General features: G+C 65.5%; 14 protein-coding genes. 8 read left to right on the top strand and 6 right to left on the bottom strand.

All coding sequences use genetic code 11. From position 1 onward, the window contains the following. The first annotated feature begins 62 nt into the window (after positions 1 to 62). From ubiT to ubiV, 3 genes are read left to right on the top strand one after another with little or no spacing between them, the layout of a single operon-like run. Positions 63 to 617, top strand: coding sequence for a ubiquinone anaerobic biosynthesis accessory factor UbiT (ubiT, locus tag BBX35_RS16795; protein ID WP_067222300.1), 555 nt, complete (start codon positions 63 to 65; stop codon positions 615 to 617). Beyond that, positions 617 to 1,594, top strand: coding sequence for a ubiquinone anaerobic biosynthesis protein UbiU (ubiU, locus tag BBX35_RS16790; RefSeq protein WP_067222750.1), 978 nt, complete (start codon positions 617 to 619; stop codon positions 1,592 to 1,594). Before ubiT ends, ubiU begins: the two co-directional genes overlap by 1 nt. 4 nt (positions 1,595 to 1,598) lie before the next feature. Then, the gene (gene ubiV, locus BBX35_RS16785) at positions 1,599 to 2,522 is read left to right on the top strand and encodes a ubiquinone anaerobic biosynthesis protein UbiV (RefSeq protein ID WP_067222297.1); all 924 of its coding nucleotides are present in this window, start codon (positions 1,599 to 1,601) and stop codon (positions 2,520 to 2,522) included. Here ubiV and BBX35_RS16780 read toward each other — a convergent pair. Beyond that, positions 2,497 to 2,751 (bottom strand): cytochrome C oxidase subunit IV family protein, encoded by a 255-nt coding sequence (locus BBX35_RS16780; protein ID WP_083206379.1) that lies wholly within the window; start codon positions 2,749 to 2,751, stop codon positions 2,497 to 2,499. The genes ubiV and BBX35_RS16780 overlap by 26 nt on opposite strands. Before the next feature lie 5 nt (positions 2,752 to 2,756). Beyond that, the gene (locus tag BBX35_RS16775) at positions 2,757 to 3,329 is read right to left on the bottom strand and encodes a cytochrome c oxidase subunit 3 family protein (RefSeq protein ID WP_067222289.1); all 573 of its coding nucleotides are present in this window, start codon (positions 3,327 to 3,329) and stop codon (positions 2,757 to 2,759) included. Positions 3,330 to 3,504: 175 nt separating this feature from the next. Between BBX35_RS16775 and BBX35_RS16770 the strand changes: the two genes are divergently transcribed. The 4 genes from BBX35_RS16770 to BBX35_RS16755 all read left to right on the top strand — a co-directional run bounded on the left by BBX35_RS16770 (position 3,505) and on the right by BBX35_RS16755 (position 8,189). Beyond that, a complete protein-coding gene (locus tag BBX35_RS16770; RefSeq protein ID WP_067222287.1) occupies positions 3,505 to 3,987 on the top strand; it encodes a c-type cytochrome in 483 nt (160 codons plus the stop codon). 13 nt (positions 3,988 to 4,000) lie between these two features. Next, on the top strand, positions 4,001 to 5,359 hold the full coding sequence (locus tag BBX35_RS16765; RefSeq protein WP_067222285.1) for a cbb3-type cytochrome c oxidase subunit I: 1,359 nt from the start codon (positions 4,001 to 4,003) through the stop codon (positions 5,357 to 5,359). Between the two features lie 93 nt (positions 5,360 to 5,452). Further along, positions 5,453 to 6,271, top strand: coding sequence for a CbbQ/NirQ/NorQ/GpvN family protein (locus BBX35_RS16760; protein WP_067222282.1), 819 nt, complete (start codon positions 5,453 to 5,455; stop codon positions 6,269 to 6,271). Positions 6,272 to 6,275: 4 nt separating this feature from the next. Next, a complete protein-coding gene (locus BBX35_RS16755; RefSeq protein ID WP_067222279.1) occupies positions 6,276 to 8,189 on the top strand; it encodes a nitric oxide reductase activation protein NorD in 1,914 nt (637 codons plus the stop codon). A gap of 3 nt (positions 8,190 to 8,192) precedes the next feature. Here BBX35_RS16755 and BBX35_RS16750 read toward each other — a convergent pair whose 3' ends face one another. The 3 genes from BBX35_RS16750 to BBX35_RS23105 all read right to left on the bottom strand — a co-directional run bounded on the left by BBX35_RS16750 (position 8,193) and on the right by BBX35_RS23105 (position 11,627). Then, positions 8,193 to 9,257, bottom strand: a complete 1,065-nt coding sequence (locus BBX35_RS16750) for a glycosyltransferase family protein (RefSeq protein ID WP_067222277.1) — start codon at positions 9,255 to 9,257, stop codon at positions 8,193 to 8,195. Beyond that, complete coding sequence (locus BBX35_RS16745) at positions 9,254 to 10,441, bottom strand: tetratricopeptide repeat protein (RefSeq protein ID WP_171901477.1); 1,188 nt, start codon at positions 10,439 to 10,441, stop codon at positions 9,254 to 9,256. The genes BBX35_RS16750 and BBX35_RS16745 overlap by 4 nt, the downstream gene beginning before the upstream one ends. A 97-nt stretch (positions 10,442 to 10,538) precedes the next feature. Beyond that, positions 10,539 to 11,627 carry a DUF2793 domain-containing protein gene (locus BBX35_RS23105; protein ID WP_083206378.1) on the bottom strand — a complete coding sequence of 363 codons (1,089 nt, stop codon included), beginning with the start codon at positions 11,625 to 11,627 and terminating at the stop codon, positions 10,539 to 10,541. A gap of 241 nt (positions 11,628 to 11,868) precedes the next feature. Here BBX35_RS23105 and BBX35_RS16735 point away from each other — a divergent pair, with 241 nt between their 5' ends. Then, complete coding sequence (locus BBX35_RS16735; protein WP_067222270.1) at positions 11,869 to 13,341, top strand: class I SAM-dependent methyltransferase; 1,473 nt, start codon at positions 11,869 to 11,871, stop codon at positions 13,339 to 13,341. Positions 13,342 to 13,344: 3 nt separating this feature from the next. Here the strand turns inward: BBX35_RS16735 and BBX35_RS16730 are convergent, their stop codons facing one another. Further along, a complete protein-coding gene (locus BBX35_RS16730) occupies positions 13,345 to 15,312 on the bottom strand; it encodes an HAD-IA family hydrolase (protein ID WP_067222268.1) in 1,968 nt (655 codons plus the stop codon). Positions 15,313 to 15,330 lie beyond the last annotated feature (18 nt).

Genomic DNA, 15,330 nt, shown 5'->3' with positions numbered 1-15,330 from the left:
CAACGGCGGGAGATCGCCCCTCTATGGTGCGCGGCACCCGTCCTCTCCCGCCGGAGCGCCCCATGCCGCAAGCCCTTGCAGATCCTCTGGAACATCGCGCCATTCCGAAAATGCCCGCGCTGCTGGCGCTCGGCATCCGCCTGGCGCCGCACGGGCCGGCGGACCTGCTGCTGACGCAGGTGACGCGCCGGATCCTCGCGCGTCATGCCGGACTGCTGGAGCGCCTCGGGCCGTACCGCCGGACGCGCTTCGTGGTGACGGCGAGCGACGTGCCGCTGTCCTTCCTGCTCGACCTTGCCCGCGACACGCCGGCAGTCAGCCTCCACCGCGAACCGCCTGCGGGCGATGCGCGCATCACCGGCAGCCTCGCCGCCCTGGTTGGCCTCGTCCACGGGGTGTGGGACGGCGACGCGCTTTTCTTCTCCCGCGACCTCACCGTTGAAGGCGACACGTCCGCCGTTCTGGCCCTGCGCAACGCCATCGATGACGCGGAGCTCGACATCGGCGCGGAACTGGCCGGCCTCACCGGCCCTCTGTCGGGTCTGGCCGCACGCGCAATCGCCCGCCTGGAAGCGGCAACGGGCGTGCCTCTGACCCGCGCGGGAGGCGTGCGATGATGGAGCTCGTCTGCCCCGCCGGCACACCGGCTTCGCTACGCGCTGCAGTGGATGCCGGCGCCCACAGCATCTATTGCGGCTTTGCCGACGACACCAACGCCCGCAACTTTCCCGGCCTCAACTTCTCCCGCCCCGAAATGGCGGACGGCATCGCCTATGCCCATGCGCGCGGCGCCAAGGTGCTGGTCGCCATCAACACGTTCCCGCGGGCCGGCGAGACGGAGCTCTGGCACCGGGCGGTGAGCGATGCGGAAGCGCTCGGCGCCGACGCGGTGATCCTTGCTGATCTCGGGCTGATCGCGCATGCGGCCGAGCGCCATCCCTCGTTGCGCCGACACCTTTCGGTGCAGGCGGCGGCGGCGAACCCGGAGGTGATCAATTTCCACGCAAGCGCCTTCGGCGTGAAGCGGGTGGTGCTGCCGCGCGTGCTCACCGTCGACGAGATCGCCTCGATCAACCGCGACATCGACGTGGAGACGGAAGTCTTCGTCTTCGGCGGGCTCTGCGTCATGGCCGAGGGCCGATGCTCGCTGTCCTCCTACATCTCCGGCAAGTCGCCGAACATGAACGGCGTGTGCTCGCCGGCAAGCCACGTCGCCTACGCCGAAGAAGACGGCGAGCTGGCCGCGCGCCTCGGCGGCTACACCATCCACCGCACCCCGGCGCAGGCGCCCGCCCCCTACCCCACCTTGTGCAAAGGCTGCTTCAAGGTCGGCACGCGCACCGGCTACGTGTTCGAGGACCCGGCGAGCCTGGACGCCTCGGAGCTGCTGCCCGCGCTTGCCCGTGCCGGCGTCACGGCGCTGAAGATCGAGGGCCGCCAGCGCTCGCGCGCCTATGTCGCGCAGGTGGTGCGGAACTTCCGCCAGGCGGTCGAGTCGCTCGCCGATGGGCGCGATGTGCCGCTCGGCACGCTTGCCCGGCTGACCGAGGGACAGGCCGCGACCGCCGGCGCCTACAACAAGATCTGGAGATAAGCGGATGCAGCTGACCGTCGGCCCGATCCAGGGCTTCTGGGATCCGGGGCAGTGGAGCGCCTTCTACGAGCAACTGGCCGATACGCCGGGGATTTCCCGCGTCGTCATCGGCGAGCTCGTCTGCTCGAAGCGGCTCCCCTTCTACCAGACCCGCCTGCCCGATGCGATCGCGCAGCTGCTGGCCGGCGGCAAGGATGTGGCCCTGACTAGCCTTGCCCTCGTCACTCCGCTCAAACGGGAACGGCGAATGGCGGCGGAACTGGCCGCGATGGATCTGGAGGTGGAGGTCAACGACCTCACCATGCTGGCGCATCTCGCGCCGGACACGCGCTTTTCCGTCGGCCCGTTGGTGAACGTCTACAACGAGGGCACGCTGGCGGTTCTGGCGCGGCGCGGCGCAATGCGCGTCTGCCTGCCGCCTGAGCTGTCCGCCACCTCCGTCCGCCGCATTGCGGCAGCGACCGACATGCCGGTCGAGGTGTGGGGCTGGGGGCGCCTGCCGCTCGCCATGTCCGGGCGCTGCTATCATGCGCGCTATCACGACCGGGCCAAGGATCAGTGCCAGTTCGTCTGCGCCGAGGACCCGGACGGGCTTGCCGTCGATACGCTCGACGACCAGCAGTTCCTGGCGATCAACGGGCTGCAGACCCTGTCCGGCCAATGCGCGAACATGGCGCATCACCTGCCGGCCCTGCGCGAAGCCGGTGTTGCGGGCCTGCGCCTGTCGCCACAGACCAGCGGCTTCTTCGAGGTGATCGAGCTCTTCGCGCATCTGACGGCGGGCCGGATCGATGCGGAAGAGTTCTGCGCCAAGGCCCTGCCGCATGCGCCGGGCGGGGCTTTCTGCGACGGCTTCCTGGACGGCCCGACCGGGGTCTCCTGGTCGGGCTCGCAGGATCAGGTCAGACGGCAAGATGCGCGGCGGTGAAGACCGCGCCGATGGTGCCGCCCAGCGCGGCGATGAGTGCGATGAGGCCGTAGCGCCAGCCGGCCGGTGCCTCGCGCAGTCCGAGGAACTGGGTGAGCACGACCCACGCCTTGGCGAGCGTCAGGACAAGGATCGACCAGACGAAGACCGGGGCACCGCCATCCGGCACCGCGAGCGAAGCGGCGGCGAGCCCGGCCAAGGCAAGGGCGGCGATATGCAGGCGTGTCATGGGGATCACCCGATCAGGTAGATAACGGGGAAGACCAGCAGCCAGACAAGGTCGACCATGTGCCAGAAGGCGGTGCCGGTCTCCAGGTTCTCCAGGCTGTTGTAGCGGGCGACCACGGCGAGCAGCACGATGCCGGCCAGCACATGCAGGGCGTGGAAGCCGGTGACGAGATAGTAGAGCTCGAAGAACGTACTGCTATCCGGGCCGTAGCCCAATGAGATCTTGGCGGCGTATTCGATCCCCTTCACCACGAGGAACACGGCCCCGAGCGCCATCGCCGCCGCTAGCTGCGGCCGCCCGGAACGGCCCGTCTTGCGCCCTTCCACGGCGAGCGCCGCGCACCAGCCGCTGGCGATCAGAACCAGCGTGTTGAGCCCGCCGAGCCGCACATCCAGTGCCGCCTGCCCTGCGGCGAACTCTGCCGGGCCCAGCGCCCGCGCCACGGAGAACCCGACGAGCAGAGCGCCGAAGACGGCCAGCTCGCCGAGAATCAGGATCCACATCATCGGGTTGCCGGGCAGCCCGTCCAGCGGTCCCCATCCTTCGTCGGGCGTCTCGCCCGCAACGTCGTCGTACATGCTCGCGCCTCCAGTTGGCGCGACCCTAGCAGGCTGGCGACGGGGCGAATTTGAGCCGGCACAAACTCACAGCGAGGTGGTGCGGGCGAGTTTGCGCTGGAACAACGTCCGCCCGACGGCTTGGCCCTAGCTCTTGGCTCCACTGACGGCATCCGCCAGCAACTGGAGAGCACACATGTCCGGACCAAGCGAACCGCATCGACCGCCGGTCGAGCGTTTCACGAAGTCGGCCGCCAGAAACATTTTCTACGGTGGCTCGATCTTCTTCTTCGTCGTCTTCGTCGCCCTGACCGCGCAAAGCCATTGGCACATCGTCACCAACTCGACCGACGAGGCGACGATGACCGCGGCGGTGATCCGCGGCAAGCACGTGTGGGAGAAGAATTCCTGCATCAACTGCCACTCGATCCTCGGGGAAGGCGCCTATTTCGCACCCGAGGTCGGCAATGTCTGGGTCCGCTACGGCGGCAAGGACGACCCGGAAGGCGCAAGGGCCGGCCTCATCGCCTGGATGCAGGCCCAGCCCACCGGCATCGAGGGGCGCCGGCAGATGCCCCAGTTCAACCTGACCGACCAGGAGCTGAACGATCTCGTCGACTTCCTGGAGTGGACGAGCCGGATCGACACGCAGGGCTGGCCGCCCAACGACGCGGGCTGAGGAGCACACACCGATGAAATACGCTTCCCAAAGAGTGGCCTACTGGTACTTCGTCTGTGCCATGGTCCTGTTCGGCGTGCAGATCCTTGCCGGCGGCCTGGCCGGCACGGTCTATGTCCTGCCGAACACGCTTGCGGAACTGATGCCGTTCAACATCATCCGCATGATCCACACCAACGCGCTCATCGTCTGGCTGCTGATGGGCTTCTTCGGCTGCGCCTACTACCTGGTGCCGGAAGAGGCGGAGCGCGAGATCGAGAGCCCGTTCCTCGCCTATGTGCAGCTCGTGCTGCTGATGGTCGGCGCACTGGCCGCGGTCATCGGCTACACGCAAGGCATCCATGGCGGCCGCGAGTTCCTGGAGCAGCCGCTCTGGATCAAGGTCGCCATCGTCGTGGTGGCGCTGATCTTCCTCTACAACGTGTCGATGACCGTGCTGAAGGGCCGGCGTACCGCCGTCACCAGTGTGCTTCTTCTCGGCCTGTGGGGCATTGCCGTCTTCTGGCTCTTCGCCTTCTACGCGCCGGACAACCTGTCGCTGGACAAGGTCTACTGGTGGTACATCGTCCACCTGTGGGTGGAAGGCGTGTGGGAACTGGTGATGGCCTCCGTCCTTGCCTTCCTGCTGATCAAGCTGACCGGCGTCGACCGTGAAGTCATCGAGAAGTGGCTGTACTCCATCGTCGGTCTCGCCCTGTTCTCGGGCCTGCTCGGCACCGGCCACCACTACTACTGGATCGGCGCGCCCGGGTACTGGCAGTGGGTCGGTTCGATCTTCTCCGCGCTCGAGGTCGCGCCGTTCTTCGCGATGGTGGTCTTCGCCTTCACCATGGTCTTCCGCGGCCGCAAGGACCATCCGAACCGGGCTGCGGTGCTGTGGTCGCTCGGCTGCACGGTCGGAGCCTTCTTCGGCGCCGGCGTGTGGGGCTTCCTCCACACCCTGTCTTTCGTGAACTACTACACGCACGGCACGCAGCTCACCGCCGCTCATGGGCACCTGGCCTTCTACGGCGCCTATGTGATGCTGAACCTGGCGCTGATCTCCTACGCAATGCCGTATCTGCGCGGCAAGGCACCCTATCACCAGACGCTGAACATCGCCTCCTTCTGGCTGATGAGCGGCGCGATGATGGTGATGACCTTCGCGCTGACCTTCGCCGGCGCCGTGCAGGTCCACCTGCAGCGCGTGCTGGGCATGTCCTACATGGAGGTCCAGGACGAGATCGCCCCCTTCTACTGGGTGCGCCTCGGCTCCGGCGTTCTCGTCGTCATCGCCGCGCTGATGTTCCTGTGGTCGGTGTTCGGCCCCGTCCGCGAACGGCGCAAGGTCGCCCGCGAGGGTCGTGCGGCCTCGCTGCAGGCAGCCGAGTGACACAAGCCGGGCGCCGCATTGCCGGCGCCCGGCCCTCTTCTTCCGCCCCGTCTTTTGCGCAAGCGCCCCCGGCGCAACAAGGAGCGATCTGCGATGATCCCCGCCACCTCTTCCCTCGCCGCGAGCGGCGAAACTCCGGACCTGCCCTTCTACGCGGCCTCCGGCGACGAATGCATGCTGTTCGAGCAGGCCTGGCGCAACCGGCTGCCGGTGCTGCTGAAGGGGCCGACCGGCTGCGGCAAGACCCGTTTCGTCGCCCACATGGCCGCGCGCCTCGGCCGGCCGCTCTACACCGTCGCCTGCCACGACGACCTCACCGCCGCCGACCTGACCGGACGCCATCTGCTGAAGGGCGGCGAGACCGTCTGGGCCGACGGGCCGCTGACCCGCGCAATGCGCGAGGGCGCGATCCTCTATCTCGACGAGGTGGTGGAAGCGCGCAAGGACGTGACCGTGGTGCTGCATCCGGTCACCGACGACCGGCGCACGCTGACCCTGGAGCGGACCGGCGAGACGCTGCTCGCCCCGCCCGAGTTCATGCTCGTCGTCTCCTACAATCCCGGCTACCAGAACGTGCTGAAGTCGCTGAAGCCCTCCACCCGCCAGCGCTTCGTGGCGATGGAGTTCGGCTATCCCGACCCGGACACGGAAGCGGCCATCGTCGCCAGCGAGACCGGCCTTGCGCCCGATCGCTGCGTGCCGCTGGTGCGCATCGCCAATGCGCTGCGCGACCTCAAGGGGCAGGACCTCGACGAAGGCGCCTCGACGCGGCTCATCGTCTATGCGGCAACCTTGATCAAGGCCGGCATGAAGCCGGCGGCGGCCATCGATGCGGCCCTGCTGCAGCCGCTCAGCGACGATCCGGACGTGCAGGCAGCCCTTGCACGCGTCGCCGATCTTGCCCTTGGGTGATGCCATGTCGCTGTTCGAGCCGGAAGAGTTCGTCGGGTCCCACTGGCACAGGCTGGTCGGCAGCCTGACCACCCTGCCCCATCATCCCGAGGCGGCCGTGACGCTCGCCGACATGCGCACGCGGCTCGGCGTGCTGTTCCGGGCGATGGGCGGCAGCGGCGCGCTGCGCCTCGTCGAAAGCGCGCCGACGGTTTCCGCGCACCGCCTGTCGCCGCTGCGGCGCATAGGGCTCGGCGCGGAGAAGATGAGCCTCGCCATCCTCGACACGTCGACGCTGCGCCTGCCGGCCGCCCTCGACAGCTTTCCCGACCGCTCCGACAATATCGCGCTGTACGAATGGCTGGTCGCCTGGTTCGCCCATGCCGGCGCGGGGCCGGTGCCGAGCGGCGATCTTCTGGTCGACGACCTCCAGCGGCTGCGCATGAGCGTTGCCACGACCCGTGCGACGCTGCGCGCCTGGCCGGGACTGCGTCCCTTGTTCCACCGGCTGCGCGCGGCGGCCCTTGCCGTTCGCCCGCAGCGCTCCCTTCCCGCGGTGGAGATGCGCGTCGAACAGGCGATCCGGGCCCTGCTCGGCGGCCAACGCGGCGAGGATGCGGACAGTCTTCTTGCCCTGATCGAGAGCCCGGACGCCAGCCTTGCCGGCGTCAAGGCCCCGCGCGGCTACCGCACCTATCTGCCCGTGCCGCTGTTCGGCGAGATCCGCGCGGATACCGGCGCCCCGCGCCCCGAAGACGCCGAAGATCCGACAGGCACTTCGATTGCCGTCGACGGCCGCCGCCGGCAAGCGGAGCGGCGCGACACCGACATGAGCGACCGCGGCGATCCGCTCTACTTCCACCGGTTCGAGACGATCTTCTCCCTGGCCGAGATGGTCAACGTCAACCGCCGGGTGGACGACGACGACGAGGACGGCGCCCGGCAGGCGGCCGACGATATCAGCGAACTCACCATCGGCAGCAACCGGCAGAAGGCCGGCGTGCGGCTGAAGATGGATCTCGACCTCGCCCCTTCCGAGGCCGAGGAGGGAAGCCTTGCCGGCGGGCTGACCTATCCCGAATGGGACTGGAAGCGACGCGCCCACCGGACGGACCATTGCCGCGTCGTCGCCGCGCGCGCTCCGCAGAGCGGCGATCTCTGGCAGCCGGACGAGGCGATGCAGCGGCGCATCCGCGCCGTTCGCCGCCAGTTCGAGGCCCTGCGCCCCAGGCGCATCGTCCTGCACGGACAACCCGACGGCGACGATCTCGATCTTTCTGCCGTCGTGCGTGCCGAGGCCGACCGGCGTGCCGGCAGCGCCGGCACGGAGAACCTGTTCACCTGCGGCCGCGCCGTGGAGAGGGACCTTTCCGTCGCCGTGCTGATGGATGTCTCGCTGTCGACCGACGCCTGGATCGGCAATCACCGGGTGCTCGACGTCGAAAAGGCGGCGCTGCTCGCCCTCACCCACGGCCTGACCGCCTGCGGTGACGAACACGCGATCCACACCTTCACCTCGCGCCGGCGGCAAAGCGTACGCGTCGACACGGTGAAGGACTTCGGCGAGCCGCTCGGCCCCGCGGTCGAACGCCGGATCGCAGCGCTCACTCCCGGCCAGTACACACGCATGGGCACCGCCATCCGCCATATCGCCCGGCAGCTGTCCGCAAGGCCGCAGCGCCATCGGCTTCTGCTGCTGCTCACCGACGGCAAGCCGAACGACATCGACTATTACGAAGGGCGCTACGGGATCGAGGACACGCGCGAGGCGATCCGCGAGGCCCGGCGGGAGGGGCTGACCGTCTTCGGCGTTACCGTCGACGAGGCGGCGCGCGATTACTTCCCCTATCTGTTCGGCAAGGGCTCCTACGCGATCATCGCCGATCCGGAGCGACTGCCCGGTGCCCTGCCGGCGATCTACCGGCGGCTTGTGGCGTGACGCTTACGCACCCTGCTGCCCGCCTGCGACAAGATCCGCCCAGAAGCCGGCAACCGCGCGCCGGTCGCCGAGCCGGCGACTGAGGGCGATGCCTCCTTGCGCGATTTCCTTCGCCTTCGCCCGGTCGCGGGCAAGCCTCAGCACCGCATCGCGGAACGCTGCGGGCTCATGGGCGGCGAAGAGACCGTTGCGGCCATCCTCGATCACCGGCGCGAACACCGCCGTCGGCGTGTAGATACCGGCGGCGCCAGCCACCGCATGCTGGTGCAGCTTGATGATCGAGCGGCCGTCATTGACCGGATTGACCGCATAGGGCGCCAGCGCGATGTGGTGGCGTGCCCTGTTCAGCCAGCGCTGGAAGTCCTCCAGCACCATTGGCGTCATGTGCGCGACCTGCCGCGAGGCGGGCAGCAGGGCCTCGCCCTTTGCCCCCAGGAACGTTTCGACACGCAGGCCCGGTTCGGCGGCGAGCGCCTCGGCAAGGCCGGGGGCAACCGCCGCGAAGTCCTCCGCATGGGTCGCTGTTCCCAGGAACAGCACCCGCGTCTCGCCGTCGTCCCGGTCGAAATGCGCAAGGTCGCCGGTGGGGGCAAGGTCGGCAGGATGCAGAAACGCGCCGGGCAGCGGCGCCAGCCGCTCGAGCAAGCGCCGGTTCGGCGCGACGGCCACGTCCACCAGCTCTAATAGCTTGGGGAACAGGCCGGAGAGGAACCGCGCGATACGACCGCGGTAGCGGGGGTCAAGGCGCGTATCGCTCGCCATCGCCCACAGGTCGTCGTCGAGGAGATAGGCGATCCGCCCGCCCTTCGCACGAAACGCCGAGAGCAGCCGCAAGTCGCGCGCGGTCACATAGCGCACGACGATGGCAAGGCTCCGTCCCTGCCCGTCGGTCAGCGTCAATCCGTGCTGGCCGATCCGGCCGAGCTGCAGCCCCGCGGCCGACAGTTCGGCACCGCAGATCTCCACATAGTGATAGCGCGTCGGATAGGCCGTCTTCGGCCTGCCCGTGAAATGATCGAAGGCGGTGGCCAGCGCTGCCTTGCGCAGCAGGTTGGGACGCAGGATCACATTCCGTCCTTCGCCGTGAGCTCCGCCAGTCGCTGACGCGCAAGCTCGTTGTCCGGGAAAAGCTCCAGGGTTTCTTCGAGGACCGAGCGGGCAAGATCGTGTTCGCCGGAGCGACGCAGCAGATGCGCCAGCGTCACCCGGTAACCCGCAACACCGGGGGCCCGCTCGACCGCCCGTTGCTGAAGGCTGACGCCTTCCGCAAGGTGCTCGGGAAGGCGCGAGAAAACCCAGGCGCCGAGCGCCAGCCCGCGGTCGTTGTCGGGAAACCGCTCGACGAGCCCGCGGGCCAGCTCCACGGCGGTGGAGCTTGGTCCTTCCAGCGAAAACGTGAGCCTTGCATGTTCATGCGCGGCATCGAAATGCGACGGGTCTTCCGTCTCGGCCTTGCGCGCCCATTCCGCGGCCTCTTCCGCCTTGCCAAGACGCTGCGAAACCCTCGAGCGATGATAGCTGCGCGAGGGCTGCAGATCCTCTCCCGCCTTCTTGCGGATGATCACCATCTTGGCGGGGCCGCTGGGCAGGCCCGCTTCATTGACGAACGTCACGCCGGCAATCTGCGAGGCGGCCTCCAGATAGCGCTCTTCGGGGATATCTCCGGTTTCCGCGAACCGGCCCTCCAGCAGAAACCGCGAGAACAGCTCGGCCGTTTTCGGCACGCTCTTCAGCTCTTCGATCTGCGCCGGCTGCCAGTGCAGGTCCTCGATGATGTAGGTCCCACCCGGCACCAGTGCCGGAAAGAGCTCGATGAACGCCGTCTGCTGATGCCACGAGGCGTGCGATCCATCGTCCACCACGACATCGAAGCCGTCCGAACACGCTGCCCGGAGGCGTGCAAGGTCCGCAGGCTCCCCCATATCGCCCTGCACGAACGTGAAACGGTCAAGGGAGACGGTCGAGAAATCGGAGATGTCGAAGCCGAAGATCCGGGCGTTCGGCAGATAGTCCAGCCACATCCGGATCGACGGGGCATCGACGGTCTCGCGGCGCGAGCTGCCGCCTGCCGCTTCCGGCCCGCCGACCAGCAGTCCGACCTCCAGAAAATTGAGCGGCTCTGCCCTGCGATGGGCAAGGAGCAGGTCATATACGGCGGTGTAGCCGTGGGCATCGCGATTGCGATAGCCCTTGTCTGAACCGTATTTGTCCGCGAGCGCGCTGAGATCCGGCAGCTGACCCTGCATGGTCATCATGAAGTTCCTGCTCGTCAGGTTGTCGGCAACCATACCTAGACCAGCGGGCAGGCAACTACCAGTTCCAGAGCACGCAGCGGAGGGTTTCCACACCTCAGACCGGATTGCCGTCGCGCATCTTCAGCCACTGGGTCCCGTCGGAATAGGCGAACTGGGCGCCGCCGGCCGCATCCTGGACATAGGCGAGCGTACCGGCCCCGACCGTCGCAGCGGATGGCAAGGCAGCCTTGAGATAGCTCCCCGTCCGCACAGGCCCCGCCACATGCAGCCGCGCCGTCGGGCTCGACGTGCCGATGCCGACCTCGCCGCCGCTGGCGATCCGGATCCGCTCGCTGCCGCCGCCATACAGCCGATGCGACCGCGTCGGCGTATCATACATCGTCATGATGTCGGTAGCGCTGCCATACATATAGAAAGCCGTGCGGTTCCAGTCGGGAATGCCGATCCACGCCTGCGCGCCGCTCGGGCCGGTATTTGCCAGTTGCAGGTATGGTGAAAACGAGGAGGAATTTCTGATGCCACCCGAAACTTCCAACCGCGCAGCGCCAGGAGACCTTCCAAGACCGACATTTCCACTCATACGATCAACGGTTATCGCATTCTCCCAGGTATTACCGTCTGCCGATACCTTCAGTTGCAGATCGTCCGATCCCAGCAGTCCAAGTTCGGCCCGCCCCGAATATCCGGTTTGCCAGACCACGTTGGCCGAAGCCGCCGAGGCGGCCTTGTTCACTTTGAGAGAATGGCCGCCCTCCCGCCCGTCAAAGAGGCTTGCCGCTCCCCCCACCGCCAGCCGGTTCAACTCGTCGGCAGCAGCATTGATCCCAAGGGATCCGAAAGTTCCTGGAAAAGAGCGCCACGCGTCACCGTCGAAAACCAGCAAAAGCTCCTCGTCGGCGATCCAGGAGATCCAGCCGGCCCGGGGCTGAAAATACGTCCACATCGGAGACTGCCAGTGTGCGATGGTCGAACCTCGCCCCTCCCAAACTCCCGTCCCCTCACCGGCCACAAGATAACAACTCCCGTCTTGAGGATCGGCGGGCGGCGCTTCGAGAGACCGCGACACCAGCCCCAATTGAACAAGACTGTCGAGGATGGTCAGAGCTTCATTGTGCGTCACGTGCTTCTGGGCCTGCGACGCACTCATTACAGGAAGTCCGAGTTTCTGGGTAAAGTGGCTCATGATCCGCTCCTCCGATTGGAGAAGCCATAATCACGCCGGGATTATCACCGCGGATAACTTCATGCATGTTGAGGATGCGACCCGAGCAACCTTCGATGCAACGGCGGAGCTTTCGATCAAACGAGATCTCTCACTGATCAGGTAGTCGTCCATTGAAATGAGACCGACTTTAGACTAGAAGTCTTCAGCGCGACAAATGTCGGAAGCAGCGCGTAACACGCAATAAACGGAATAGTTAATCATGGCAAATGAGACAGAATTCAAGTATCCGTTTATGGAGTCGAGTGGCATTCAAAGAATTTTAGCTGCTGACGATATCAGAAAGAAAAACAAAGAAGCTGAGGCTTCAATCCAAAATTACCACAGAGAATATCAGTCTGCCCCGCATTTTGTTATAGACGGTCAGGCTCCAATCATTCCCGACCATCTTCTGCAGACCTGCCAAGTGGTCTCGAGCAGGACCGAGATTCTCAAGCGGCTTCCCAAAGGAGGGACCGTCATTGAGGTCGGCACGCAAACCGGCAAGTTTGCAAGAACATTGATCGACAATCTTTCGCCTGAAAAACTCTACCTGGCCGACATCAGCTATGCACTGTTTAACGACAGCTTCGTCGAGAAAGAAATCCAGTCTGGACAGGTGGAAAAGCGCGAAGGATATTCCTGGAACATCCTCGACTCCTTTCCGGATGGTCACTTCGATGTAATCTACATTGACGCCGGACATTACTACGCGCAAGTCGCTCGCGACATCGATACCGCTTACAGAAAACTAAAGTTCGGCGGCTATATTATTCTCAATGACTTCACCATCTGGTCACCATTGGAGCAGGTTAGGTACGGTATCTATAAGGCAGCTTGCGAAGCAATAATCCATTATAACCTTGAGATGCGCTATATCGGCATGCATCCTGAAGGTTACCATGATGTAGCCCTACGAAAAACTTCACCTCAAAATTTTGGATCTACGCAGATCATTGCTCGCGATATTTGCGTGTTCAACATGGGGAAGGTCGCAAATACCGCCATCACAAAGGCCCTTGGAAAGTCCTATGAGGTCGCCGGTCGGAGAATTTACTCCTTCCATATCCTGGATCGCTCGCAGGTTGAACGCAGCAAGGCCACCTATGAAAAGTCCGGTGTCACGCCTCCCACTCATCTGGACCTGAGCCTGGAAGTCATCAACCGGCACGAGACCGCTTCATACTCTGCGGACTTCATCATTCCATTCAGGAATCCGGTGGAACGGAATATCTCGGACTTCTTCGAAAACCTCGATCTCTACGCTTCCAAAGAAGAGCAGAAGAATGCGGAAGCGCTGACGCGGATATTCTTGGAGAAGTATCCTTTCGACTCCTGCAACTGGTGGATAAGCACACAGTTCAGCAAGGCCCTTGGCGTAGACTTCAACCGGATTGATCTCATCGAAAACGGATACCAGAATCTCTCGCTCGGGAAAGGCCGCGCGCTTCTCCTCCGGGCCGAGCTGAGTGATGAGCTCAAAGGCTCTATTATCTCGGAGTTTCTTGGCATAAGCTCCCTGAGCATCGAGAAGGAGCGCGTGCGTACGGAGATTTCCGGAGAGGTTTATCAGGAGTTCAAAAACTCAATCAAAATCGACCGTGAAAACATGAATAAGATGATTGATGCTGTTCAAATGAAAGGAATTCTCTCCAGTGAAGAGAAAGAATTCCTGAGAAACAAGTATCAGTCGTAGATATCAACCCACATTCCACAATCGGTAGCCTTCGGGAGACCGGTCCGTCAAGGCAGTGCTGGTCGCGGTGGCGCCGTAGTTCGCCGCGATCCGCAGCCGGCCGATGACCTCCACCTCGTCCGTGGACGGCCGGCCGAGCAGGCGATCCAGCCCGCGGAAGGCGTCGGCCGGGTCGAGCGCGCCTGGCCCGAGGCGGGGATTGGCGAGCATTTCCTCGACGAAGGAGAGCGCGGCATCCTGGATCGGCCCGATGGCCTCGGCGTGCTGGCGCTCCTCGTCGGCGCGCTCCTCGCACGCGGCAACGATCTCGTCTCCATCACGGCGATAGCCCGCCGTCGACCCGTGGCCGGCGGTGTGCAGCAACTCGACAAGGCTCGGGCTCTTGCGCAGCGCCTGTGCCGGCGGCGTACCGTCGAGCGAGAAGAGGTAGCCTGCCGCGTCGAAGCCGCTCAGCGCCGCCCTGTCGAGGAAGAGGCCGAGATAACGGCCCGCCAGATGCCCGCGCCAGCCACGCGCCCGCAGCACCTCACTGAGGCCCTTCTGCAGCGAGCCGTGCCAGCCGATATCGACCAGCGTGACCGCATCCGCGCCGATCACCCCTTCCTGCGCCAGATAGTCTGCAAAAAGGTCCGCATGCGCCTGGTTGGCGGCCTGCAGCGCCGTCCGGCATGCCTCGAAGAGCTTGGCAAAGCGCCCTGCCCCGGCCCTGTCGCCGATGGCCACGACATCCTGCGGTGATGAAAAGCCGGCACTAAGGATCTGAGCCGCAAACTCCTTCGGGTCCAGCCCCCAGCGCGCCAGCGCATCTGCCGGTGTCAACCGGGCCCAGTTCTGGGCGAAAAGCGCGGCCGCTGCCTCCGGCTCGCTCACCGCGCGGGCCCGGTAGATCGCCTGACGCGAGACCATCAGGTAGCGGCTGTCCGTCTTCGTGCCAAAGCGCCGGCGGAACAGGTCGAAAGCCCGCTTCATGATCAGGCCGTCGCGCGAGCAGAAATGCAGAACCGGCGTCTCGTTCGCCTGCGCCGCCTCGTGCAGCCAGCCGGCCATGCCGAACAGCAGCGGCCCGAGGCATTCGCGGCCGACCCGCTCCAGCACCGGCATGTCCTCCGGCTCGCGCAAGGCGATACCGGAGCCGAAGAGATCGTCTGCAACGCCGGCGAACACCGCGCTGGACGGCTGCGGGCTGGGGCTGCGCCAGTCGATCCGCCAACGGCCGACCAGCCGTCCCGCCGGATTGGCAATGCGCAGATGCGTGATGCCGGATTGCAGCGCACGCGAGCCGTCCGACCACGGATTGTCGCCGATATGGGCGATCTGCCGGGGTGTCACGCCCATTTCCTCGCAGACATGGGCATAGAGGTCGCCGTGATGCTTGGTGTGGTCGACATCGCAGGAGACGAACAGCCGCTCGTGCCCCTCATAGCCGTTTCGCGCCAGCGCCTTGTTGATGAACTCGGCCGAGGAGTAGAAGTCCGAGACCAGGACGACACGCTTTCCGGCATTCACCGCCCAATGATAGATCGGTTCGACGCTGGGGAGCGGACGCAGGTGCTCCAGCTCGATTTCCTGCTCGATTCGCTGCGCCTCGACAAGCGCGGCCTGCGAGACGCTCGGGCGTCCCTGCGTCGGCAGCAATGCGTTCATCCGGCCGAACATCTCCGCCAGCGTCACCTCGTGCCCGTGCCGCGCCTCCAGCGCGCAGCGGGCATCGCGTTCGCCGCGCATGCGCAGACGGGCGAACTCCGCGGCAGACAGCCCCAGCAACGGCCCGGCCTTCTCGCCGATGGTCAGGAACAGGTCGATGGGTCGGAACACGCCCTCGCGCCGCAGCAAGGTCTCGAAGATATCGAAGGAGATGACTTCGAAGGGCGCGAGCCGGCGCAGGACGACGTCCAGCTCATCGCCCGTGCCGGCAGGCGTTGCGGCAGCGGGAAGAGCGGCCACGTCCAGGTCGAGATAGTTCAAGGTCATGAGCGTTGCCCTCGCGCG

The sequence above is a fragment of the Stappia indica genome (assembly GCF_001696535.1).
Lineage (GTDB): Bacteria > Pseudomonadota > Alphaproteobacteria > Rhizobiales > Stappiaceae > Stappia > Stappia indica.
This window is presented reverse-complemented; position numbering and strand designations above follow the sequence as displayed.